Below are 24098 nucleotides of genomic sequence, written 5' to 3'. Positions count from 1 at the left end.
ATTATAGCCGGGCAACGGGGTGGCAAGCGAGGCGCGTGATCAAATCAACGGATAATGGCATATGCCTTGCACCACTCTGGGCACCAGCACCCATGCCAACGACCGAATGTGTGCAAAGACAATGGCGTCGTCCCCGGCCTGCTCATGCAAGAACTCGGGACGACGTTTTTTTGCAAGGTGAACACGCGATGAATGAACCGTCAGCCGGCCCTCTGGCCTGGGTCAATGGCAGCGATGCCCCGGAAAAAACCGAAATCAATCTCGGCTTCATGGCCCTGAGCGACTGCGCCTCGGTGGTAGTCGCCGCCACTCAGGGCTTCGCCCAACCCCACGGCCTGACCCTGAACCTCAAGCGTCAATCGTCATGGGCCAACCTGCGGGACAAACTGGTCAGCGGCGAACTCGATGCCGCCCACAGCCTCTACGGTCTGATTTATGCCGTTCACCTGGGCATCGGTGGCGTGGCCGCAACCGACATGGCTGTGTTGATGGGCCTGAATCAGAACGGCCAGAGCATCAACCTGTCCCGCGGCTTGCAGACACTAGGAGTGACCAGTCCTGAAGCACTGGATCGGCACGTGCACCAAACTCGCTCAAAACTCACCTTCGCTCAGACGTTTCCCACCGGCACCCACGCCATGTGGCTGTATTACTGGCTCGCCAGCCAAGGCATACACCCGCTGCTGGATGTCGACAGCGTGGTGGTACCGCCGCCGCAGATGGTCGCGCACCTGCGAGCCGGGCGTATCGACGGGTTCTGCGTCGGCGAACCCTGGTCCGCCAGCGCCGTGCAACAGGACCTCGGCTTCACCCTGGCCACGACTCAGACCATCTGGCCCGATCATCCGGAAAAGGTCCTCGGCTGCACCCGTGCGTTCGTCGAGCAATACCCCAATACCGCCCGGGTGTTGGTGATGGCGGTTCTGGAAGCCAGCCGCTTCATCGAAGAAAGCACCGAGAATCGCCGCAGTACCGCACAATTGCTCAGTGCCGCGCAGTACCTTGACGCGCCACTGGACTGCATCGAACCACGCCTGCTGGGCGAATACGCCGACGGCCTTGGTCACCGCTGGCAAGACCCGCACGCGCTGCGCTTGCATGGGGATGGCGAGGTCAACCTGCCGTACCTGTCCGACGGCATGTGGTTCATGACCCAGTTCCGCCGCTGGGGCTTGTTGCGCGATGATCCGGACTATCTCGCGGTGGCCCGGCAGGTCCAGCAACTGGACCTCTACCGTGAAGCCGCCCGTGCCGTCGGCGTCGCTTCATCAGCCGAGCAAATGCGCAGCAGTCAATTGATCGACGGCAAAATCTGGGACGGCTCGGACCCGGCCGGTTATGCCCGCAGTTTCAAACTGCACGCCATGAGCGACAGCTCACACCGATCCGCCAGCCGCTGACAGGAGACCACGAACATGCTGCGTATCCTGCTGATCAACGACACCGCCAAGAAAGTCGGACGCCTGAAGGCCGCCCTGACCGAGGCCGGATTCGAAGTGATCGATGAATCCGGCCTGACCATCGACTTGCCAGAACGCGTCGAAACGGTGCGTCCGGATGTGATTCTGATCGATACCGAGTCACCGGGCCGCGATGTCATGGAACAAGTGGTGCTGGTGACGCGCGACCAGCCACGACCGATTGTGATGTTCACGGACGAACACGACCCCGATGTGATGCGACAGGCGATCAAGTCCGGGGTCAGCGCCTACATCGTCGAAGGCATTCACGCACAACGCCTGCAGCCGATTCTCGACGTGGCCATGGCACGCTTCGAGAGCGACCAGGCCTTGCGTGCCCAGTTGCATGCCCGCGACCAGCAATTGGCCGAGCGCAAGCGCATCGAACTGGCCAAGGGACTGCTGATGAAAATGAAGGACTGCAACGAGGAAGAGGCCTACACACTGATGCGCCGCCAGGCGATGAGCCGCCAGCAGAAGCTGATTCAAGTGGCGGAGCAGATTATTGCCATGAGCGAGTTGCTCGGCTGAAACCCAGTGGTGAATGTTCTATCGCATTCGCGAGCAAGCCCGCTCCCACAGTTGATTTGTGTTCGACGCCATTCCCTTGTGGGAGCGGGCTTGCTCGCGAATGGCAGCGACTCGATTTCGGTTGTTGGCACAAATCTCGCTATGTAATCGATACAGGTAACCAACGGCGGTTGCCCCACCTACGACAAAGACGTCGCGCACCTCATTTGCCCTTGGCGGATCGGGTGGCGGCGTTTTTTCGTTTTGGCCCCACAGCATGGGGCCGGTGGTGCGGCCGTAACGGCGCCCCACCTGCAAGCTCATGACTCCTTTCGAGACTCTTCACAGCTGAGGTGCGCGATGAATTCAAGCTTCTGGAAATCCGGCCATACACCTACATTGTTCGCAGCCTTCCTCTATTTCGACCTGAGCTTCATGGTCTGGTACGTGCTCGGTCCTCTGGCGGTACAGATCGCCGCCGACCTGCACCTGACGACGCAGCAACGGGGTCTGGTGGTCGCCACGCCGATTCTGGCCGGGGCGGTGTTGCGCTTCGTGATGGGGATGCTGGCTGATCGCCTGTCGCCCAAAACCGCCGGCCTGATCGGCCAGGTCATCGTGATCTGCGCCCTGTTCGGCGCCTGGAAACTCGGGATCCACAGCTACGAGCAAGCGTTGCTGCTGGGACTGTTCCTCGGCATGGCCGGCGCTTCGTTCGCCGTCGCCCTGCCCCTGGCCTCGCAGTGGTATCCACCGCAGCATCAAGGCAAGGCCATGGGCATCGCCGGTGCGGGTAACTCGGGCACAGTGCTCGCCGCATTGATTGCCCCGGTGCTGGCGGCAGCGTTTGGCTGGAGCAACGTGTTCGGCTTTGCCCTGATTCCGTTGATCCTGACCCTGATCGTCTTCGCCTGGCTGGCCCGCAATGCCCCCGAGCGGCCAAAAGCCAAATCCATGGCCGACTACTTCAAGGCCCTGGGTGATCGTGACAGCTGGTGGTTCATGTTCTTCTACAGCGTGACGTTCGGCGGTTTCATCGGCCTTGCCAGCGCCCTGCCCGGTTATTTCAACGACCAGTACGGCCTGAACCCGGTGACTGCCGGCTACTACACCGCTGCCTGCGTGTTCGGCGGCAGCCTGATGCGCCCCTTGGGTGGCGCGCTGGCTGACCGGTTCGGCGGCATTCGGACCCTGTTGGCGATGTACACCGTCGCGGCGACCTGCATTGCCGTGGTCGGCTTTAACCTGCCGAGTTCCTACGCCGCACTGGCGCTTTTTGTCTGCACCATGCTCGGTTTGGGTGCAGGCAATGGCGCGGTGTTCCAGTTGGTGCCCCAGCGGTTTCGCCGGGAAATTGGCGTGATGACCGGCCTGATCGGCATGGCCGGCGGCATCGGCGGATTTGCCCTCGCGGCCGGCATGGGCGCGATCAAGCAAAGCACCGGCAGCTATCAACTGGCGCTGTGGTTGTTCGCCAGCCTCGGCGTTCTGGCCTGGTTCGGTCTGCACGGCGTGAAACGTCGTTGGAGAACCACTTGGGGTTCGGCCGCCGTGACGGCTGCGCGGGTTTGACGCCTCGATGAGCCTGCAACTGAGTTTCGCCGAAGCCAGCGCCATCGGTCCTCGCGAGGAAAACCAGGACGCCCTGCGCCTGGTCACGCCGGCTCCGGCGCTGGCCGCAAGCAAGGGTTACCTGTTCGCCATCGCCGACGGTGTCAGCCAGTGCGTCGATGGCGGTCTGGCTGCCCGTTCGACGCTGCAGGCCCTGGCGCTGGATTACTACGCCACGCCGGAAACCTGGAGCGTCGCACAGGCACTCGATCGTCTGCTGCTAGCGCAAAACCGCTGGTTGCAGGCCAATGGCGGCGGGCAACCGCTGCTGACCACCCTCAGTGCGCTGGTCCTGCGCGGCCGGCGTTTTACCCTGGCTCATGTCGGCGATTGTCGGGTGTATCGCTGGCACGCCGACCAATTGCAGCGAATCAGCGAGGATCACGTCTGGGACCAGCCGGGCATGCAGCATGTGCTGAAGCGGGCGCTGGGGCTCGATCAACACCTGGTGCTGGATTTTCTCGACGGCGAGTTGCGCCCCGATGAAAGCTTCGTCCTGCTCAGCGACGGCGTCTGGGCCGTCCTGGGCGATACCGCGATTGCCGCGATCCTGCGCGATCAACCGGACTTGCACAGCGCTGCGCAAACCCTGGTCAATGCCGCGCACCTCGCGGGCAGCCAGGACAACGCCAGCGCCTTACTGGTACGGGTCGATGCCCTCGGCGAAGCGAGCATTGGCGATGCGCTGATGCACTTACAGCAATGGCCACTGCCGCCAGCCCTGAAACCAGGTCAGGCGTTCGAGGGCTGGCAGGTCGAAGGAATCGTCGCACAGAGCCAGCAATCGCTGCTTTATCGCGTTCGCGACAGTCAGCAACAACCCTGGCTGCTGAAAACCCTGCCCGGTCGCCTGCACGACGATCACCAGGCCGGGCAAGCGTTACTGTCGGAAGAATGGTTTCTTAAACGCGTGGCCGGTCGACACTTTCCTGAAGTCCATCCAGCCAGTCAGCGTCAGCATTTGTATTACGTGATGCGTGAATACTCGGGCGCTACCCTGGCCCAACGGCATGAACAAAGCGGACCCTTGCCGCTGCCCCAGTGGCAAGACATCGCCGAACGCTTGTTGCGAGCGGTCGGCCTCTTGCATCGACGGCAGATCCTGCACCGCGATATCAAACCGGAAAACCTGTTGCTGGGAGATGATGGTGAGTTGCGCCTGCTGGATTTCGGCCTGGCCTACTGCCCCGGACTCTCGCAAGACCTGCCCTGGGCGCTGCCGGGCACACCCAGTTACATCGCGCCCGAAGCCTTTCGCGGCGATGTACCGACGCCACGGCAGGACTTGTACGCCGTCGGTGTAACCCTGTATTTCCTGCTCACCGGGCACTATCCCTATGGCGAAATCGAAGCGTTCCAACGCCCGAGGTTTGGCCTCCCGGTCAACGCCAGCCGCTACCGGCCCGACCTGCCGGACTGGATCGCCCATAGCCTGGAGCGCGCCGTGGCGGCGGCCCCCGACCAGCGTTTCGAAACGGCGGAAGAATGGCTGCTGCTGATGGAACAGGGCGAACGCCGCAGCTTGAGCGTACGCCCCAAGCCCTTGCTGGAGCGCGAGCCGCTGAAGGTCTGGCGGACATTGGCGCTGGTATCGTTGCTGCTGAACCTGGTGCTGCTGGTGGTTGCGCTCCATTAGTGGGCAACGCGCCTTGAATCGGTGCATTCCCTCACGGCTCTACCCTTGTGAACGGGGAAAAAGCCAACAAACACGGGATTTGAGCGACTTGGCATAACCACTGCATTAGCTCTTGCAACAGACATACAGCGCAGGCTTCAACGACGAAGGTTGCACTTCCCGAGAGAACGGGACCAGGACAAAGGCGTCCTCGCTAGGCAACTAGCGGGACGCCTTTTTTTGTTTGCGCAAAATTTGTCGAGCATGGCCTGAACCCTGATGAGGCAGGCCTGAGCTCCCCGGAGAACCTGATGAAAAAACTAAAACTGGTGATGATCGGCAATGGCATGGCCGGGGTCCGGACCCTGGAAGAGCTGCTCAAACTGAGCACTGAGCTGTACGACATCACGGTCTTCGGCGCCGAACCGCACACCAACTACAACCGCATCCTGTTGTCGCCGGTGCTGGCGGGCGAACAGACCTTCGAAGAGATCGTGCTCAACGACCTGGACTGGTACCTGGAAAACAACATCAAGCTGCTGCTCAACCGCAAGGTGGTGGAGATCGACCGGGTCAAGCGCCGGGTCATTGCCGAAGACGGCAGCGAAGCCGAATACGATCGCCTGCTGATCGCTACCGGCTCAACGCCTTTCATCCTGCCCATTCCCGGCAACACCCTTGAGGGCGTGATCGGCTACCGCGACATCGCCGACACCCAGGCCATGATCGACACCGCGAAAACCCATCGGCACGCCGTGGTGATCGGTGGCGGCCTGCTCGGCCTGGAGGCCGCCAACGGCCTGATGCTGCGGGGCATGCACGTGACCGTGGTGCATATCGGCGAGTGGTTGCTTGAGCGGCAGCTGGACAAGACCAGCGGCCAGCTGCTGCAAAGCGCTCTGGAATCTCGCGGCCTGCACTTTCGCCTGTGCGAGCAGACCCAGGCCTTGCACGACGCTGGTAACGGCCGGGTCGGTTCGGTGCAATTCAAGAACGGCGACATCATCCCCGCCGACCTGGTGGTGATGGCCGCCGGCATTCGCCCCAATACCGAACTGGCGGAGAAATCCGGCATTCCGTGCAGCCGCGGGATTCTGGTCAACGACACACTGCAAACCTACGACCCACGGATCTATGCGATCGGCGAGTGTGCCAGCCACCGCGGCATCGCCTATGGCTTGGTGGCGCCGCTGTTCGAACAGGCCAAGGTCTGCGCCAACCACCTGGCCCAACTGGGTTTTGCCACCTACAAGGGGTCGGTGACCTCGACCAAATTGAAGGTTACCGGCATCGACCTGTTCTCCGCCGGCGACTTCATGGGCGGTGAAGGCACCGAGACCATCACCCTCTCGGACCCGATTGGCGGGGTCTACAAGAAACTGGTGATCAAGGATGACGTGCTGGTCGGTGCCTGCCTGTACGGCGATACGGCAGACGGCGGCTGGTATTTCCGGCAGATCCGTGAAAATCACGCCATCGGTGAGATCCGCGATCACTTGATGTTTGGCGAAAACGCTTTAGGCGACGTAGGACATCAAGGCCAGGACAAAGCCATGAGCATGGCCGACACGGCCGAAGTCTGCGGCTGCAACGGCGTGTGCAAGGGCACCATCGTCAAGGCCATTCAGGAACACGGGCTGTTCAGTGTCGACGACGTCAAGAAACACACCAAGGCTGCCAGCTCCTGCGGTTCCTGCGCCGGCCTCGTCGAACAGATCCTGATCAACACCGTGGGCGGCGCGGCGGACGTCAAACCGAAAAGCGAAAAGGCCATCTGCGGCTGCAGCGACCTCAACCACGGGCAAATCCGCCAGGCCATCCGCGAGCAGCACCTGCTGACCATCGCCGGCACCATGAGCTACCTGAACTGGCGCACACCCAACGGCTGCGCTACCTGCCGGCCGGCGCTCAACTACTACCTGATTTCCACCTGGCCAGGGGAAGCCAAGGATGATCCGCAATCGCGCCTGATCAACGAACGCGCCCACGCCAACATTCAGAAGGACGGCACCTACTCGGTAGTCCCGCGGATGTGGGGCGGTGTGACCAATCCTTCAGAGCTGCGGCGCATTGCCGACGTCGCCGACAAGTACAACGTGCCGATGGTCAAGGTCACCGGTGGCCAGCGCATCGACTTGCTGGGCATTCGCAAGCAAGACCTGCCGGGGGTGTGGAAAGACCTGGACATGCCGTCCGGCCACGCCTATGGCAAATCCATCCGCACGGTGAAAACCTGTGTAGGCAGCGAGTTCTGCCGCTTTGGCACCCAGAACTCCACACAACTGGGCATTGAACTGGAACATGACCTGTTCAACATGTGGTCGCCGCACAAGGTGAAGCTGGCTGTCTCCGGTTGCCCGCGCAACTGCTCGGAAGCCGGTATCAAGGATGTGGGAATTATCGGTGTGGACTCCGGCTGGGAGATGTACATCGGTGGCAACGGCGGGATCAAGACCGAAGTCGCGGAGTTCTTCGTCAAGCTGAAGACCGCCGAAGAAGTGCGCGAATACAACGGTGCATTCCTGCAGCTCTATCGCGAAGAAGCCTTCTACCTCGAACGCACCGTGCACTACCTGCAACGGGTCGGCATGGAACACATCAAGAAAGCCGTGCTGGAAGATCCGGACCGGCGCAAGGCGCTCAACGATCGCCTGCAATTTTCCCTGTCGTTCGAACAGGACCCGTGGAAGGAGCGCCTGGAACAGCCCCAGCTGAAAAAAGAATTCGACGTCATCCCCGTGAAAAACCTGGAGGTGCTGGCATGAACTGGCTGGATATCTGCGCACTGGAAGAGATCAATGCCCTGGGCTCACGGATCATCGCCGGGCCAAAGGGAGACATCGCGATTTTTCGTACCAGCGACGACGAAGTGTTCGCCCTTGACGACCGCTGCCCGCACAAGGGCGGCCCGTTGTCCCAAGGCCTGGTCTACGGCAAGCGGGTGGCCTGCCCGTTGCACAACTGGCAAATCGACCTGCAAAGCGGCGAAGCCCTGGCTCCGGACATCGGCTGTGCCCATCACCATCTCGCCCGGGTGGAAAATGGCCGGGTGATGCTGGCCCTGCGGGATGCAGGCTGATGGACCGCCAGATCACTGCATCCACCTGCTGTTACTGCGGGGTCGGCTGCGGCGTGCTGATCGAGCACGACGGTTCACGCATCCTCGGCGTCAGCGGCGATCCGACGCACCCGGCCAATTTCGGCAAACTGTGCAGCAAGGGCTCGACCCTGCACCTGACCGGCGACTTGACGGCGCGGGCGCTGTACCCCGAACTGCGCCTCGGCAAAGGCCTGGCCCGCCACCGCACCGACTGGGATACCGCCCTCGATCACGCCACCAGCGTGTTTGCCGCGACCATTGCCGAACATGGCCCGGACAGCGTCGCGTTCTACATTTCCGGGCAACTGTTGACCGAGGACTACTACGCCTTCAACAAGTTGGCACGTGCCTTGGTAGGTACCAACAACATCGACAGCAATTCGCGCCTGTGCATGTCCTCGGCGGTGGTCGGCTACAAGCGCAGCCTGGGTGCCGACGCCCCGCCCTGCAGCTACGAAGACCTGGAGCTGAGCGATTGCGTGATGATCGTCGGCAGCAACATGGCCTACGCCCACCCGGTGCTGTTTCGCCGGCTGGAAGCAGCCAAATCCCGCCGGCCGCAGATGAAGGTCATCGTCATTGACCCACGTCGTACAGATACCTGCGATCTGGCAGACCTGCACCTGCCGATCTTGCCGGGCACCGATGTCGCCCTGTTCCATGGGATTTTGCATCTGCTGCTGTGGGAAGACTGGATCGATCGTGACTTCATCCGGGACCACACCGAAGGCCTGGCCGAGCTGAAAAACCTGGTGCGTGACTACACGCCGCAAATGGTTTCGCAGCTCTGCGGAATCAGCCTCGGGCAATTGCAGCAATGTGCCGAGTGGATCGGCACATCACCGAGCTTTCTGTCGCTGTGGTGCATGGGGCTTAACCAGTCCACCGCCGGCAGCGCGAAAAACAGTGCACTGATCAATCTGCACCTGGCCACCGGGCAGATCGGTCGTCCCGGTGCCGGACCTTTCTCCCTCACCGGTCAGCCAAATGCCATGGGCGGGCGGGAAACCGGCAGTTTGTCCAACCTGCTGCCCGGCCACCGTGACGCCGCCAATCCGCAACACCGTGCGCAAGTGGCATCCTACTGGGGCGTCGAGCAACTGCCGGAAAATCCCGGGCTCACCGCGATCGAACTGTTCGAGCAAGTGCGCAACGGCAAGATCAAGGCGTTGTGGATCGCCTGTACCAACCCCGCGCAATCCATGCCGGACCAGACGGCCGTGCGCGCAGCCTTGCAAGCCTGCCCGTTCGTGGTGTTGCAGGAAGCCTTCAGCACCACTGAGACCGCGAAATTCGCCGACCTTCTGCTGCCCGCCGCCAGTTGGGGGGAAAAGGAAGGTTGCGTGACCAACTCCGAGCGGCGCATTTCCCACGTACGCCAGGCAATCGTCGCACCGGGTGAGGCGCGGCCGGACTGGGCAATCACCGTAGATTTCGCACAACGCCTGGAAAAACACCTGCGTCCCGGCCAAACCAGCCTGTTTGAATTTGATAATCCCGCTCAGGTCTTTGACGAATACAAACAACTGACTCAAGGTCGCGATCTGGATCTGTCCGGTATCAGCCATGCACTGATCGATCGTCTCGGCCCGCAGCAGTGGCCCTTCCCGGCGGGTGCCATTGAAGGCACGGCACGGCTTTACGTCGACGGGAAATTTGCCACTGCCAATGGGCGCGCACAGTTCGTGGCCGATCCATACCGCGCCGCCAAAGAGCAACGCGATGCACGCTTCCCGCTAACCCTGATCACCGGCCGCCTGCGCGATCAATGGCACGGCATGAGCCGCACCGGCACCGCCGCGCAGCTGTTCGGCCATGTCAGCGAAGCGGAGTTGAGCCTGCACCCGTACGAACTGCGTCGCCATCGCCTGCAGCCGGGGGATCTGGTCAGCCTGAAAAGCCGCCGCGGCGCAGTCGTCGTCGCGGTTGCCAGCGATGACAGCGTGCGCCCGGGCCAGGCCTTTTTGCCGATGCATTGGGGTGACCGTTTTCTCAAGGGCGGGGTGAACAGTCTCACCCTGCCCGCATTCGATCCTTTGTCGAAACAGCCCGAACTCAAACACAGCGGTGTTCGCCTGGATCCGGTGGATTTGCCCTGGAAACTGTTCGCACTGATCGAGGGCGATGTTCAACGGCATTTTGAGGCGCTACGACCGCTCTGTGAGGCGTTTTCCTACGTCAGCCTCAGCCTTGTTGGTCGCGAGCGCCCTGCCCTGCTTGTACGGGCTGCCAATACTTCAGCACCTTCGGCAGAGCTGCTAAGCGAAATCGATAAAAACCTGGCGCTCGATGACGGCCCGGTGCTGGCTTACGACGACCCTCGACGGGCCATTGGCAAGCGCGTGCGAATCGAAAATGGCCGGATCACTGCCATTCGACTGGCCGGTGAAACCCTTGCCCAACACTGGTTGCAGGGGCTGTGGCTCGAAGGTCGCGCGGACCAGCAACTGCGGCGCTGGCTGCTTGCGCCGCTGAGCGCACCACCGGGCAATCTCGACGCGCCCGTCAACGCGAACAAGATCCTGTGCAATTGCAAGAACGTCGGCCAGAACGCGATCTGCGCCGGCATCAGCCGTGGCTTGGACTTGCAGGGACTCAAGCAGGAACTGGGTTGTGGCACGCAATGCGGGTCCTGCGTTCCGGAAATCAAACGCCTGCTGGCTGCCACGGCGCAGCCAGTCACCGTCTTCTCGTGAGGAAAACACTATGAGTGCAAAAGTCTGGCTGGTAGGTGCGGGCCCGGGTGATCCGGAGTTGCTCACGTTGAAAGCGGTACGTGCCTTGCGCGAGGCAGATGTGGTGCTGATCGACGACCTGGTTAATGTCGCGGTACTCGAGCATTGCCCTGGGGCGCGGATCATCCCGGTGGGCAAGCGCGGCGGCTGCCGCTCTACCCCGCAAGCGTTCATCCATCGCCTGATGCTTCGTTATGCCCGGCAGGGTAAATGCGTGGCGCGGCTCAAGGGCGGCGATCCGTGCATTTTCGGCCGCGGCGGTGAAGAGGCGCAGTGGTTGCGTGAGCGTGGGGTCGAAGCCGAGTTGGTCAACGGCATCACTGCCGGGCTGGCGGGGGCAACGCAATGCGATATTCCGCTGACTTTGCGCGGTGTCGCCCGTGGTGTCACGCTGGTCACCGCACACACCCAGGACGACAGCCAATTGAACTGGCAGGCACTGGCCCAAGGCGGAACGACGTTGGTGATTTACATGGGAGTGGCCAAGCTCGGTGAAATCCGTGAGCAGCTGTTGGCCGGCGGCATGGCGACGGATACGCCCGTGGCCATGATTGAAAACGCCTCTTTGCCCCATCAACGAGAATGTCGGAGCACTCTCACAGACATGGATGAAGCTGCCTACAGATTCCAACTGAAAAGCCCTGCCATACTGGTGATCGGTGCAGTGGCAGCCTGTGCAACTCAATCCCTTTGGGAGCGTGATTTACCTGCGATGGCGGCAGATCAGTCAGCTTAGTTTCATCTGTTTCACCAAATCGCAGACAAAGAAAAGCCCGGCCTGAGCCGGGCTTTTCAGAGCTGCGAGCTAATTACTTAGCTTGAGCTTCAACCTGCGCTTCTACGCGACGGTTAACAGCGCGACCAGCTTCAGTTTTGTTGTCAGCAACTGGGCGGGATTCGCCGTAGCCAACGGACTGAACGCGGGACGACTCAACACCGTACTGGTTGGTCAGAACTTGCTTAACGGCGTTTGCACGACGCTCGGACAGTTTCTGGTTGTAAGCGTCAGGACCGACGGAGTCAGTGTGACCTTCAACAGTAGTGGTGGTGGATGGGTACTGCGTCATGAAGTCAGCCAGGTTCTTGATGTCGCCGTAGCTGTTTGGCTTGACTACCGACTTGTCGAAGTCGAACTTCACGTCCAGCTCTACACGAACGACTTCAGCAACAGCTGGGCAGCCATCAGCGTCAACAGTTACGTTGGCCGGGGTGTCCGGGCACTTGTCAACGTTGTCGCAAACGCCATCGTTGTCGCTGTCGGAGCAAACTTCTGGTACTGGAGCTGGAGCAACCGGCTTGCTGCCGCCGCCGAAGTTTACACCGACACCGACGCTAGGAGCCCACTCGGTGTTGCCCTGGTCGATGTTGTACTGAGCTTCAACGCCAGCACGGGCGTAGAAGTTGTCGGTGAAGTACAGCTTGGCACCGCCGCCAACGTTGGCGAAGGTGGAACGGTCACGGCTGTTCGAACCGAACTGGTCGATGCTCTGGTCGGAGAAACCGCCCGAGACGTAAGGACGCAGCATGTCACCTGGGTTGTTGAAGTGGTACAGAGCGTCCAGAGCGGTGTTCGCGCCCTTTACGTTCTTGCCGTCGTTGGTAACGGCGTTGTGCACTTCGTCATAGGCCAGACGCAGTTCAACGTCGTCAGTCAGGAAGTAACCGATAGAACCACCCGGCAGGATGCCGTCGTTCTTGAAGTTACGGTCGCTATCGAAATATTGCTTCTTTGCGTAGCCTTCGATTTCAACTGCGCCTTGGCCCTGTGCCAATGCGCCGAACGAAGTAGCGGCAATAAGAGTACCAATGGCCAAGCCCAAGGTGTTTTTCAGTTTCATCCGTTAAATCCCCATCTGGTGATTGTGAAGCAGTCCCGCAAACCGGGGGACAACTCGGCGGCAAGTCTAACAGAACTTGCCTACACGTAAGAGATATTTGCGCTGAACTAAGTTTCAGCAATGCCTGCAAATTTCTCACGCAATTTATCTAGAGCGCGTTTGTACCGCATTTTTGTTGCACTCAAACCCATATGCATGATGTCTGCGATTTCCTGAAACTCCAGCTCTGCGACAAATCGTAGCACCAGAATTTCACGGTCAATCGGGTTCACATACACCAGCCAGCGATCAAGTCCACCCTTTTCCTCAGGTTTCGGCGTCTTTTCTTCGGACGCTTCCTCGAGGGGGTCAAGACTCAAAGCGTCCATCAAGCGACGCTTTCGCCGTTCCTTGCGATACTGTGTGATGCACTCGTTGTACGTGATGCTATATAGCCATGTCTTGAACTTCGATTTACCTTCGAAGTTCTTCAGGCCATACAGCACCTTCAACATGACCTCCTGACAGACATCGTCTGCGTCGCGATCGTTCCCGAGATATCGTGCACACACATTAAATAATGTCCGCTGGTAACGCCGCATCAGTTCTTCATAGGCGCGTGTTACGTGAAACAGCTCGGAATGCGAGCGCGCGACCAACTCCTCATCAGAGAGCTCGCGGGGGTCGTAGCGCATGGATAGCGATTGGGCTTTATTCAAAACAAGTCGGGCCGACAGTCAGGTCAATGTCCGCCGCAGCCAGCTTCAGCAGGCATTTTGCGGCGGCATACATTAGCAGGGTTTGCCGGGTTAGCGGCTACTCACATGCTGCTCAAGGAGGATCCGATTGGAAAGAGAGACTAGCTCACCCTCATCGGTCAGCAATGTGGTTTTAACCGTGCCGATCTCTTCGATCTGGCCTTCGACCTCGCCAACACGCACTTGTTGCCCAACCTGGTACAGCTCACGCACGTAGATTCCCGCAAGAATCTGGCCGGCAATTTCCCGGCTTCCCAACCCCATGGCCAGCGCTACCGCCAGACCAACGGTTATCAACACAATCACGATCACATGGTTCAGCAGGTCAGTCTTGACCTCCAACTGGCTGATCGCAACCGAAATACTGATGATGATCACCAAGCCCTGGGCAATTCGTCCAAGCCCTGAAGCATAGTCCAGACCTACGCCTTCTGCCGCTCCGCGCACCAGCCCGTTGGCCAGTTGCGCCAGCAAGACACCTACCAGCAACACCAGCGCCGCGCCGAATACCTTCGGCAAATACAACGCAAGCATGTCCAGCGTAGCTGAAACTCGCTCAAGTCCAAGGGATTCTGCGGCAGAAACCAGAAAAATGAGCAGAACGAACCAATAGACGATCTTGCCGATCAGGGTCGAAATAGGAACTTGCAATCCAGCACGGGACAGCAATTTGGTGAGGCCGGTACCACCCATCAAGCGGTCAAGGCCCAGTTTGGCGAGCAACTTGGAGAGCAAGGTGTCGAGCAGCTTGGCCACGACAAAACCCAGCAGCAGCACAACCAGTGCGCCGAACAGGTTCGGAATGAAGTTCGCAACCTTGGTCCACAACGCAGTCATTGCAGTGACGAGGCTCTGAGTCCAGAGATCAAGTTCCATATTCAATCAGCCTTATCAGCAGTGCGAGCAGCAGGTTTACGAAGACGGGATACCGGCGCGACATGGGCCGATCCGTTATTCAGGGCGATCATCAGTGCGGGCAGCCAGCGCCCCAGCAGGCTGAACAAATCACCGGCGCCGACCTGGCGGTTGGCGGTTTTCAGCACGCGCCCAAGGCACGCATCGTCGTCCCGGGTGGACGGTGAGGCCTTGAGCATGTCGCGTAAAGACTGTTCAAACGGATCGTGCATACGCACCTCTCGTGATGTCTGTGGAAGACGCGATGAAAATTGGTCGGGTCACATGACTGTCCGTCAGACCCAGCGCAAACGTCGGTACAACCACCACTGCCCCAACGCCACCGAGACCACCAAAAGGCAAGCGATCAGGAAACCATACGGGCTCGCAGAGAATGGAATGCCACCGACGTTGATCCCCAAAAGCCCGGTCAGAAAACTCATTGGCAAAAAGATCCCGGTGATGACACCGAAGCGATACATCGTGCGACTCATGCGCAGGCTCAATCGCCGGTCTTCCGCCTCCAGCACAAGCCCCACGCGCTCCCGGGTCAACTCGAGCTCTTCGAGATAACGGGTCAGGCTGTTGTTCAATTCGTTCCAGTAATCGCCATCGTCCTCGACAAACCAGGGCAATTTGATCCGCGTCAGTTGACCGAAAATGTCCCGCTGCGGAGCGAGAAAACGCTTCAACGCAGCCGCCCGGCGACGAATCTGCAAAACCGATCCGTGCTCAGGAGTATACCGTTCGTCGGCGTCCAGCTTTTCTTCTTCCGCATCGACCACTTCCGAGAGGTCGCTGACCAGATCCTGCACCTTGTTGGTGAGGTACTGCGCCATGCAAAGGATGAGTTCGGAGGCTGTTTTCGGCCCCTTGCCTTCGGACAGTTGCACCAGCAACTCTTCAGTGGCACGCAACGGACGCAAACGCAGGGAAATGACACGCTGGGCAGAGCCGAAGATCCGCACCGACACCATGTCTTCCGGTTCGGCACCGGGGTTCAGATTGACCCCGCGCAAAAATAGCAGCAGTTCGCTGTCCGAAAGTTGTAAAAGTCGCGGACGGGTGTTTTCTTCGAGTAACAGGTCACAGCTGAACTCGCTCAGACCGCTGGATTTGCGTAACCAGGTCCGGGTTTGCGGATGACTGCGATCCCAGTGCAGCCAAAGGCTCTCATTGGCCTGCAGCTGCAAGTCATCGAGTTCAGTCCGGGCAATCGAACGCGCGCCGCCTCTACCGTCCAGCACCAGGGCATGCACCAGCCCCCATTGCGCGTTTTCTTCCTCGAACATCCGCACTCCTTTAGTCGATCAGCGCTTTATTCAGGCATTTTCAGCGGGCTTGGCGAGATGATCACGCCGTTGTTGTCCGCATAAATATATTCGCCTGGACGGAGCGTCACACCGGCAAACGTCACCACAACGTTGAGATCGCCGAGCCCGCGCCTGTCGGATTTCCTCGGGTGGCTGGCGAGGGCCTGAACGCCCAGATCGGTCTGCGCGATGATATCGACGTCGCGGATGCAACCGTAGATCACCAGCCCTTCCCAACCGTTTTTCGCGGCTTTCTCGGCCAGCATGTCACCCAGCAACGCATGACGCAGGGAACCGCCACCGTCTACCACCAGCACTTTGCCATTCCCCTTGAGCTCGACCTGCTCCTTGACCCGCGAGTTGTCTTCGAAGCACTTGATGGTCACGATTTCGCCGCCGAACGAATCACGGCCGCCGAAATTGCTGAACATCGGTTCCAGCACCTGCACCAGTTCCGGATAGGCGTCGCACAGGTCAGGCGTGAGGTAATGGATCATCGAGAAACTCCTGTGAAGAGGAAGACAGCACGAACATCAGTGATGACTCAGTCACGGAAAGTGACCGGAACAGCTCAATGCGTCATATCTTAGCCGCAAGCCGATCAGAGCGAAATGCCCTTGTTAGAGCGTCAGGCTCAGATTGCCGCGGCAAAATCCTGTTGTGCTCCCGGCAAAGGCGTCTGCTGATCGGCCAACCAGCGACTCACCAACGGCCAGACTTCAGCCTGGGCTGCCTTGCTGACGAGCATTTCCACGTGACCGAAATTGTCGCCGAAGCCCTGCTCGCGCCCCAGATTGATGAATTGCTTGTGCTGCGAACCGACCTGATCGAACAGCTTGCGACACGCCCAGGCCGGGTCCTGATGATCACCCGCGGCACTGACCGCCAGTACGGGCAACTTGACCTCGGCCAGGCCTGCCCACCAGTCCTTGTCGGCATCGCCGAAGCGCCCGAACAAGCCAAACCAGCGCATGCTTTCCAGGGCCAGGCCAATCGGTTCGTCCTCCGGGCCACGCTTGAGGCGTGAACCGGACAACTGGGCAAACCGCTTGAGAATGAAGCGACCGCTCCACTCCACCGGCGGAATCTTCAATGGCCAGTAGGTGCGGCTGACTTGTGTACCGAAAAACGCCGCCGAGGCCACCACCGGCTCGCCGATGTACTCGCCACCCAACGCTGCGGCCAGCGTAGTACCGCCCAGCGAGTGACCGATCCAGTGCGGCACCTGCCCGCTCTGTTCGCGCACGAACGCGCCAATGGCCGGCAGGTCATAGCGTGCGTAGTCGGCGACACGGTTCTTGCGGTAGTCGTGGTTACGCTGGGACAGGCCGTGACCGCGCATTTCCGGAATCCAGACGTCGAACCCCAGGCGGGCCAGGTAAGCGCCCAACCCCAGGCCCTTGGGAGAAAACCAGAACCGGCGATTGGAAAAGCTGCCGTGCAGCAGGATCACCGGCACACCACGGGAGGACGACTCATCGGCCATGCCAAGGCGTGTCACAGCCAGTTCGACGGTGAAGTCGGGGCTGTTACCGGGTTTCAAACGATAGACATCTTCGCTCAGATCACCGCGCCGTTCGGCGCTGATCAGGGCGACAGGAAATAGGTTGCTGCTGCTTTGCATAATCTCTTGCACAAAAAAGGGCGGCATCCGGATGGAGCCCGCCCTGCTTGAATCTTAAAGGCAGCGTTCACCGACCACGCTGCCAATCATTGTAGGAGCGAGCCTGCTCGCGATGGTCGCCAACGATGACGCGTTCATACTGAAAAAACGCGCCGTTCTGCAGTCCATCGCGAGCAGGTCGGATCGCCGCACCGTCGCTCCTACAGGATCAAGCCTGCGCCTGACCCTCAGCCAGGAAGAACCAGGTTTCCAGTACGGAGTCCGGGTTCAACGAAACGCTTTCAATGCCCTGCTCCATCAGCCACTTGGCCAGGTCCGGGTGGTCCGAAGGGCCCTGACCGCAGATGCCGATGTATTTGCCGGCCTTGTTGCACGCGGCAATCGCATTGGCCAGCAGCTTCTTCACCGCCGGATTACGCTCGTCGAACAGGTGCGCAATGATCCCGGAGTCACGGTCCAGGCCCAGGGTCAACTGGGTCAGGTCGTTGGAACCGATGGAGAAACCGTCGAAGAACTCGAGGAATTCTTCAGCCAGGATCGCGTTGGACGGCAGTTCGCACATCATGATCACGCGCAGGCCGTTCTGGCCACGGGCCAGGCCGTTTTCCGCCAGCAGATCGACCACCTGGCTCGCTTCGCCCAGGGTACGGACGAACGGCACCATGATTTCGACGTTGGTCAGGCCCATCTCGTTGCGCACGCGCTTGAGGGCGCGGCATTCGAGTTCGAAGCAGTCGCGGAACGATTCGCTGATGTAACGCGACGCACCGCGGAAGCCCAGCATCGGGTTCTCTTCTTCCGGCTCGTACAGCTTGCCGCCGATCAGGTTGGCGTATTCGTTGGACTTGAAGTCCGACAGGCGCACGATGACTTTCTTCGGCCAGAAAGCTGCAGCCAGGGTGCTGATGCCTTCGACCAGTTTCTCGACGTAGAAACCGACCGGATCGTCGTAACCGGCGATACGCTTGTCGACGCTTTCCTTGATGTCCAGCGGCAGACCGTCGTAGTTCAGCAGTGCCTTGGGGTGCACGCCGATCATGCGGTTAATGATGAACTCCAGACGGGCCAGGCCCACACCGGCGTTCGGCAGCTGCGCGAAGTCGAAGGCGCGATCCGGGTTGCCGACGTTCATCATGATCTTGAACGGCAGCTCCGGCATGGCATCCACGGAGTTCTTCTTGATGTCGAAGCCCAGTTCGCCTTCGAAGATGAAACCGGTGTCGCCTTCAGCGCAGGAAACCGTCACGCCCTGGCCGTCTTTCAACAGCTGGGTGGCGTTGCCGCAACCTACTACCGCTGGAATACCCAGCTCACGGGCGATGATCGCCGCGTGGCAAGTACGGCCGCCACGGTTGGTGACGATCGCGCTGGCGCGCTTCATGACCGGTTCCCAGTCCGGGTCGGTCATGTCGGAAACCAGTACGTCGCCTGGCTGGACCTTGTCCATCTCGGACACGTCCTTGATGATGCGGACCTTGCCGGCGCCGATGCGCTGGCCAATGGCGCGGCCTTCCACCAGCACGGTGCCGGTTTCTTTCAACAGGTAACGTTCCATGACGTTGGCCTGGGTGCGGCTCTTCACGGTTTCCGGACGGGCCTGCACGATGTACAGCTTGCCGTCGTCACCGTCCTTGGCCCACTCGATGTCCATCGGGCACTTGTAGTGCTTCTCGATGATCATCGCCTGCTTGGCCAGCTCGCTGACTTCAGCGTCGGTCAGGCAGAAACGCGCGCGCTCGGCTTTGTCCACGTCGACGGTCTTCACCGAACGACCGGCCTTGGCTTCGTCGCCGTAGATCATCTTGATGGCCTTGCTGCCCAGGTTGCGACGCAGGATGGCCGGACGACCGGCCGCCAGCGTGCCCTTGTGGACGTAGAACTCATCCGGGTTCACCGCGCCTTGCACGACGGTTTCACCCAGGCCGTAGGCGCCGGTGATGAACACCACGTCACGGAAGCCCGATTCGGTATCGAGGGTGAACATCACGCCGGCGGTGCCGGTTTCGGAACGAACCATGCGCTGCACGCCAGCAGACAGGGCAACCAGCTTGTGGTCGAAGCCCTGGTGTACGCGATAGGAAATGGCGCGGTCGTTGAACAGCGAAGCGAACACCTCTTTGGCGGCGCGAATGACGTTTTCGACACCACGGATGTTCAGGAAGGTTTCCTGCTGGCCGGCGAAGGAAGCGTCGGGCAAGTCTTCGGCGGTGGCCGAAGAACGCACGGCCACGGCCATGTCAGGGTTGCCGGCGGACAGCGTGGCGAACGCGGTACGAATTTCGGCATTCAGTTTTTCAGGGAACTCGGCTTCCATGATCCATTGGCGGATCTGGGCACCGGTCTTGGCCAGGGCATTCACGTCATCAACGTCGAGGGCATCAAGGGCGTCGTGAATCTGCTGGTTCAGGCCGCTCAACTCCAGGAAATCACGATATGCCTGAGCGGTCGTGGCGAAGCCACCGGGCACCGATACACCGGCACCTGCAAGGTTGCTGATCATCTCGCCCAGGGATGCGTTCTTGCCCCCCACATGCTCTACATCATGGACGCCGAGCTTATCGAGGGAAACTACGTACTCTACCAAGGTGATCTCTCCACTAACTGTGTTGGAAAAGCTCAGAAACCGGCTGCTTAAGTGAGCATTTGCCGGCTATATGGCCTGGACCTGGAAAATAAGTGAGAATGCGGGCCAATGGCGGCCGGCAAATCGCGCCTATCATATCCAAGATTCGTCACTAGCTTAAGGCCCAAGGTGCAAATGAAACGATCTGCTTTCTTTATCTCCGATGGTACCGGCATTACCGCCGAAACCCTCGGCCAAAGCCTTCTGGCGCAGTTCGAAAACATTACCTTCAGCAAAGTCACGCGGCCGTACATCGACAACGTGGACAAAGCGCGGGCCATGGTACAACAAATCAACAAAGCCGCCGAAACCGACGGCTTCCGTCCGATTATCTTCGACACCATCGTCAATCAGGACATTCGTGAGATTCTCGCAACCTCGAATGGTTTCATGATCGACATTTTCTCGACGTTCCTGGCACCGCTTGAACAGGAACTGACCGAGCACTCTTCCTACACCGTGGGTAAATCCCACTCCATCGGCTCCAACACCAACTACATGGAGCGTATCGAAGCGGTGAACTTCGCCCTCGACAACGACGACGGCGCCCGCACGCACTATTACGACAAGGCCGACCTGATACTAGTGGGCGTGTCGCGATGTGGTAAGACGCCGACGTGCCTGTATATGGCCATGCAATTCGGTATCCGCGCAGCCAACTACCCGCTGACCGAAGACGACATGGAACGCCTGCAACTGCCGTCCGCCCTGCGCGCCCACCAGCACAAGCTGTTCGGCCTGACCATCGACCCGGACCGCCTCACCGCGATCCGCAACGAGCGCAAACCCAACAGCCGCTATTCGAGCTACGCCCAGTGCGAGTTCGAGGTGCGCGAGGTCGAGAACCTGTTCCGCCGCGCAAACATCCCGCACATCAACTCCACGCACTTTTCCGTGGAAGAAATCTCCGCGAAAATCCTCGTCGAGAAAGGTGTGGAGCGGCGGTTCAAATAATCCTGCGGAGCCTGATCTGCCGCTTTCGCGAGCAAGCCCGCTCCCACACTAAATCTCGGTCGTGCACAAATTTTGTGTTCACTGTAGACCCAATGTGGGAGCGGCGGTGCGGCGATCCGACTTGCTCGCGAAGAACGATAACGCGGTCTCCTAGATAACAAACAAATCCACAAACCGGTTCACCGGTGTCGCCTCAAGTTTTTGCTGATCCTTGCACAGCGCGAAAATCTCCTCGCTGCGCCGACCCGCGAATCGTGTCAGCAAGTTCGCCCTGAATTTCTCCTCCAGCAACGGAATACCTTCAGCCCGACGCCGACGATGCCCAATCGGGTATTCCACGACGACGTTTTCCGTGCTCGAACCGTCCTTGAAAAACACCTGCACCGCATTGGCAATCGAGCGCTTGTCGGCCTCCAGATATTCACGGGTGTAGCGCGGCTCTTCGACGATGACCATTTTCTCGCGCAGCACATCGATGATCGGATGCGCCTGGTGGAAATCGTCTTCGTAGTACTCCGCAACCAGGTTGCCGAAGGCCAGCGGCACGGCGGTCATGTACTGGATGCAGTGATCGCGGTCGGCGGCATTGGCCAGCGGACCGACCTTGGAAATGATGCGAATCGCTGACTCATGAGTGGTGATGACGATCCGGTCGATTTCGTGCAGACGATTGCGCACTTGCGGATGCAGGATCACCGCCGCTTCACACGCGGTTTGCGCGTGAAACTCGGCCGGGAAACTGATCTTGAACAGCACATTTTCCATCACATAACTGCCGTACGGCCGCGAGAAACTGAACCCGCGCTTGTCTTCAGGCTTGAGTGCCAGATCGCTATTGGTGTGGCTGAACAGTACGTCATAAAAACCCCACTGCTTGGCACTCAATACGCCGGGGATGCCCATCTCGCCGCGCATCGCGATGTCCGCCAGGCGCACGCCACGGCTGGATGCATCACCTGCTGCCCAGGACTTTCGCGATCCGGCATTCGGCGCATGCCGATACGTGCGCAACGCCTGGCCGTCAGCAAAAGCGTGGGACAACGCCGACAACAACTGCTCGCGATTCGCGCCCATCAGTTTGGCGGTGACCGCCGTCGAGGCGACCTTCACCAGAATGACGTGATCGAGGCCGACACGATTGAACGAGTTTTCCAGCGCGATCACGCCCTGAATCTCATGGGCCATGATCATCGCTTCAAGCACTGTACGCACGGTCAGCGGTGCCTCGCCATTGGCCAGCCTTTTTTGCGAAAGATGGTCAGCCACCGCAAGGATGCCACCGAGGTTATCCGACGGATGCCCCCACTCGGCCGCGAGCCAGGTGTCGTTGTAATCGAGCCAACGCACGATACAGCCGATGTCCCACGCAGCCTTGACCGGATCAAGCCGATAAGACGTGCCCGGAACCCTGGCGCCGAACGGTACAACGGTGCCTTCGACCACAGGCCCGAGATGCTTGGTGCACTCGGGAAAACGCAGGGCCAGCAGGCCGCAACCCAAGGTATCGATCAGGCAGTTGCGCGCGGTGTCCAGCGCCTCTTCGGACTCGATCTTGAAGTTGAGAACGTAATCGGCAATGTCCTGCAGGACCTTGTCGTAATCCGGACGGTTGTTCAGGTCGACGTTGGCGCTCATGTTCGATTCACTCTATGAAGCGGGTCGTTGATGGGACCTCGGTTCAGGGCATTCTCAGCGGGTTACTGCTTTCTTGTTTTGGTAATGCATTCAAAATGTGGGAGCGGGCTTGCTCGCGAAGACGGTGTGTCAGTCGACATCAATATTGCCTGATTCACCGCCTTCGCGAGCAAGCCCGCTCCCACATTGGTCCTGTGTCAGGTTTAGAAAGAGTCACCCGGTACACGGACATAACCTTCCATCAACACCCGCGCACTGCGGCTCATGATTGCTTTGTTCACGGTCCATTCGCCATTGACCTGGCTGGCCTCGGCGCCGACGCGCAAGGTGCCGGACGGATGGCCGAAGCGCACCGCGTTGCGTTCGATACCGCCTGCCGCGAGGTTCACCAAAGTACCGGAAATCGCTGCGGCCGTACCGATCGCCACTGCCGCCGTGCCCATCATCGCGTGGTGCAACTTGCCCATGGACAGTGCACGCACCAGCAGGTCGACATCGCCTGCGGCAATCGCCTTGCCGCTGGACGCCACGTAGTCCGCCGGCTTGGCCACGAAGGCCACTTTTGGCGTGTGTTGGCGTTTGGCCGCTTCGTCGATGTTGGAAATCAGGCCCATGCGCAATGCGCCGTAAGCGCGAATGGTTTCGAACATGAGCAAGGCTTTCGGGTCGCCATTGATCGCACCCTGCAACTCGGTGCCCTTGTAGCCGATGTCTTCGGCATTGACGAAAATCGTCGGGATGCCAGCGTTGATCATGGTCGCCTTGAAGGTACCGACGCCGGGTACTTCCAGGTCATCCACCAGGTTGCCGGTAGGGAACATCGAACCGCCACCACCCTCTTCGTCCGCTGCCGGATCAAGGAACTCGATCTGCACTTCGGCCGCCGGGAAGGTCACGCCGTCGAGTTCGAAATCACCGGTCTCCTGCACTTCACCATTGGTGATCGGCACATGGGCGATGATGGTCTTGCCGATGTTGGCCTGCCACACGCGAACCACAGCCACGCCGTTGTGCGGGATGCGGCTGGCGTCCACCAGGCCATTGCTGACGGCGAACGAACCGACCGCCGCCGACAGGTTGCCGCAGTTGCCGCTCCAGTCCACGAAAGGCTTGTCGATGGAGACCTGGCCGAACAGGTAATCGACGTCGTGATCAGCCTTGATGCTCTTCGACAGGATCACGGTTTTGCTGGTGCTGGAGGTCGCGCCGCCCATGCCGTCGATTTGCTTGTCGTACGGATCGGGGCTGCCGATCACGCGCAGCAACAAGGCATCGCGGGCCGGGCCTGGAACCTGTGCCGCTTCTGGCAAATCCGTCAGGCTGAAAAACACGCCCTTGCTGGTGCCGCCGCGCATGTAGGTGGCGGGAATCTTGATCTGAGCTGCGTGAGCCATGGTGCTGCTTACTCCTGATCTGAAAACAGACACGGGACTCAAAGTCCCGCGTCTG

General features: G+C 60.0%; 19 protein-coding genes. 9 read left to right on the top strand and 10 right to left on the bottom strand.

All coding sequences use genetic code 11. The features are described 5' to 3' along the window. Window positions 1-188: 188 nt before the first annotated feature. The 8 genes from WHX55_RS08860 (at window position 189) to cobA (ending at window position 11767) form a co-directional block, all read left to right on the top strand. Entirely contained in the window at window positions 189-1400 is a 1212-nt protein-coding gene (locus WHX55_RS08860) for a CmpA/NrtA family ABC transporter substrate-binding protein (RefSeq protein WP_150724661.1), read from the top strand. Window positions 1401-1415: 15 nt separating this feature from the next. After that, window positions 1416-1991, top strand: coding sequence for an ANTAR domain-containing protein (locus tag WHX55_RS08855; protein ID WP_008048624.1), 576 nt, complete (start codon window positions 1416-1418; stop codon window positions 1989-1991). A gap of 339 nt (window positions 1992-2330) precedes the next feature. Then, the gene (locus tag WHX55_RS08850; RefSeq protein WP_150724659.1) at window positions 2331-3542 is read left to right on the top strand and encodes a nitrate/nitrite transporter; all 1212 of its coding nucleotides are present in this window, start codon (window positions 2331-2333) and stop codon (window positions 3540-3542) included. A gap of 7 nt (window positions 3543-3549) precedes the next feature. After that, complete coding sequence (locus WHX55_RS08845) at window positions 3550-5217, top strand: bifunctional protein-serine/threonine kinase/phosphatase (protein ID WP_150724658.1); 1668 nt, start codon at window positions 3550-3552, stop codon at window positions 5215-5217. Window positions 5218-5507: 290 nt separating this feature from the next. Then, window positions 5508-7961 carry a nitrite reductase large subunit NirB gene (gene nirB, locus WHX55_RS08840; protein ID WP_150724657.1) on the top strand — a complete coding sequence of 818 codons (2454 nt, stop codon included), beginning with the start codon at window positions 5508-5510 and terminating at the stop codon, window positions 7959-7961. After that, window positions 7958-8275 (top strand): nitrite reductase small subunit NirD, encoded by a 318-nt coding sequence (gene nirD, locus WHX55_RS08835; RefSeq protein WP_085723155.1) that lies wholly within the window; start codon window positions 7958-7960, stop codon window positions 8273-8275. Before nirB ends, nirD begins: the two co-directional genes overlap by 4 nt. Continuing rightward, window positions 8275-10992, top strand: coding sequence for a molybdopterin-dependent oxidoreductase (locus WHX55_RS08830; RefSeq protein WP_353742415.1), 2718 nt, complete (start codon window positions 8275-8277; stop codon window positions 10990-10992). The genes nirD and WHX55_RS08830 overlap by 1 nt, the downstream gene beginning before the upstream one ends. A 10-nt stretch (window positions 10993-11002) precedes the next feature. Beyond that, the gene (gene cobA / locus WHX55_RS08825) at window positions 11003-11767 is read left to right on the top strand and encodes a uroporphyrinogen-III C-methyltransferase (RefSeq protein ID WP_150724655.1); all 765 of its coding nucleotides are present in this window, start codon (window positions 11003-11005) and stop codon (window positions 11765-11767) included. A gap of 73 nt (window positions 11768-11840) precedes the next feature. Here cobA and WHX55_RS08820 read toward each other — a convergent pair whose 3' ends face one another. The 8 genes from WHX55_RS08820 to ppsA all read right to left on the bottom strand — a co-directional run bounded on the left by WHX55_RS08820 (window position 11841) and on the right by ppsA (window position 20021). Then, window positions 11841-12869, bottom strand: coding sequence for an OmpA family protein (locus WHX55_RS08820; RefSeq protein ID WP_150724654.1), 1029 nt, complete (start codon window positions 12867-12869; stop codon window positions 11841-11843). Window positions 12870-12976: 107 nt separating this feature from the next. Next, the gene (gene sigX, locus WHX55_RS08815) at window positions 12977-13567 is read right to left on the bottom strand and encodes an RNA polymerase sigma factor SigX (protein ID WP_095945166.1); all 591 of its coding nucleotides are present in this window, start codon (window positions 13565-13567) and stop codon (window positions 12977-12979) included. A 90-nt stretch (window positions 13568-13657) separates the two neighbouring features. Then, a complete protein-coding gene (locus WHX55_RS08810) occupies window positions 13658-14482 on the bottom strand; it encodes a mechanosensitive ion channel domain-containing protein (RefSeq protein WP_008048604.1) in 825 nt (274 codons plus the stop codon). Between the two features lie 2 nt (window positions 14483-14484). Further along, window positions 14485-14733, bottom strand: coding sequence for a hypothetical protein (locus WHX55_RS08805; RefSeq protein WP_007996720.1), 249 nt, complete (start codon window positions 14731-14733; stop codon window positions 14485-14487). Window positions 14734-14796: 63 nt separating this feature from the next. Further along, on the bottom strand, window positions 14797-15792 hold the full coding sequence (locus WHX55_RS08800) for a zinc transporter ZntB (RefSeq protein ID WP_150724653.1): 996 nt from the start codon (window positions 15790-15792) through the stop codon (window positions 14797-14799). 26 nt (window positions 15793-15818) lie between these two features. After that, on the bottom strand, window positions 15819-16307 hold the full coding sequence (rraA, locus tag WHX55_RS08795; RefSeq protein ID WP_191624969.1) for a ribonuclease E activity regulator RraA: 489 nt from the start codon (window positions 16305-16307) through the stop codon (window positions 15819-15821). A 140-nt stretch (window positions 16308-16447) separates the two neighbouring features. Continuing rightward, the gene (locus WHX55_RS08790; RefSeq protein WP_150724651.1) at window positions 16448-17437 is read right to left on the bottom strand and encodes an alpha/beta fold hydrolase; all 990 of its coding nucleotides are present in this window, start codon (window positions 17435-17437) and stop codon (window positions 16448-16450) included. Between the two features lie 208 nt (window positions 17438-17645). Then, window positions 17646-20021, bottom strand: a complete 2376-nt coding sequence (gene ppsA / locus WHX55_RS08785; RefSeq protein ID WP_150724650.1) for a phosphoenolpyruvate synthase — start codon at window positions 20019-20021, stop codon at window positions 17646-17648. A 174-nt stretch (window positions 20022-20195) separates the two neighbouring features. Between ppsA and WHX55_RS08780 the strand changes: the two genes are divergently transcribed. Beyond that, window positions 20196-21014, top strand: coding sequence for a pyruvate, water dikinase regulatory protein (locus WHX55_RS08780; RefSeq protein WP_150724649.1), 819 nt, complete (start codon window positions 20196-20198; stop codon window positions 21012-21014). 150 nt (window positions 21015-21164) lie between these two features. On the opposite strand, the gene prpD is transcribed toward WHX55_RS08780, so the two are convergent. Continuing rightward, window positions 21165-22649, bottom strand: coding sequence for a 2-methylcitrate dehydratase (gene prpD / locus WHX55_RS08775; protein ID WP_150724648.1), 1485 nt, complete (start codon window positions 22647-22649; stop codon window positions 21165-21167). 203 nt (window positions 22650-22852) lie between these two features. Next, window positions 22853-24043: a 2-methylaconitate cis-trans isomerase PrpF gene (gene prpF / locus WHX55_RS08770; protein ID WP_150724647.1), complete on the bottom strand. Its 1191-nt coding sequence runs from the start codon at window positions 24041-24043 to the stop codon at window positions 22853-22855. Between the last annotated feature and the right edge of the window lie 55 nt (window positions 24044-24098).

Source organism: Pseudomonas fluorescens (assembly GCF_040448305.1).
GTDB lineage: Bacteria > Pseudomonadota > Gammaproteobacteria > Pseudomonadales > Pseudomonadaceae > Aquipseudomonas > Aquipseudomonas fluorescens_BH.
Note: the sequence above shows the minus strand (reverse complement) of the source record. Positions and strands in the feature narration are given on the sequence as shown.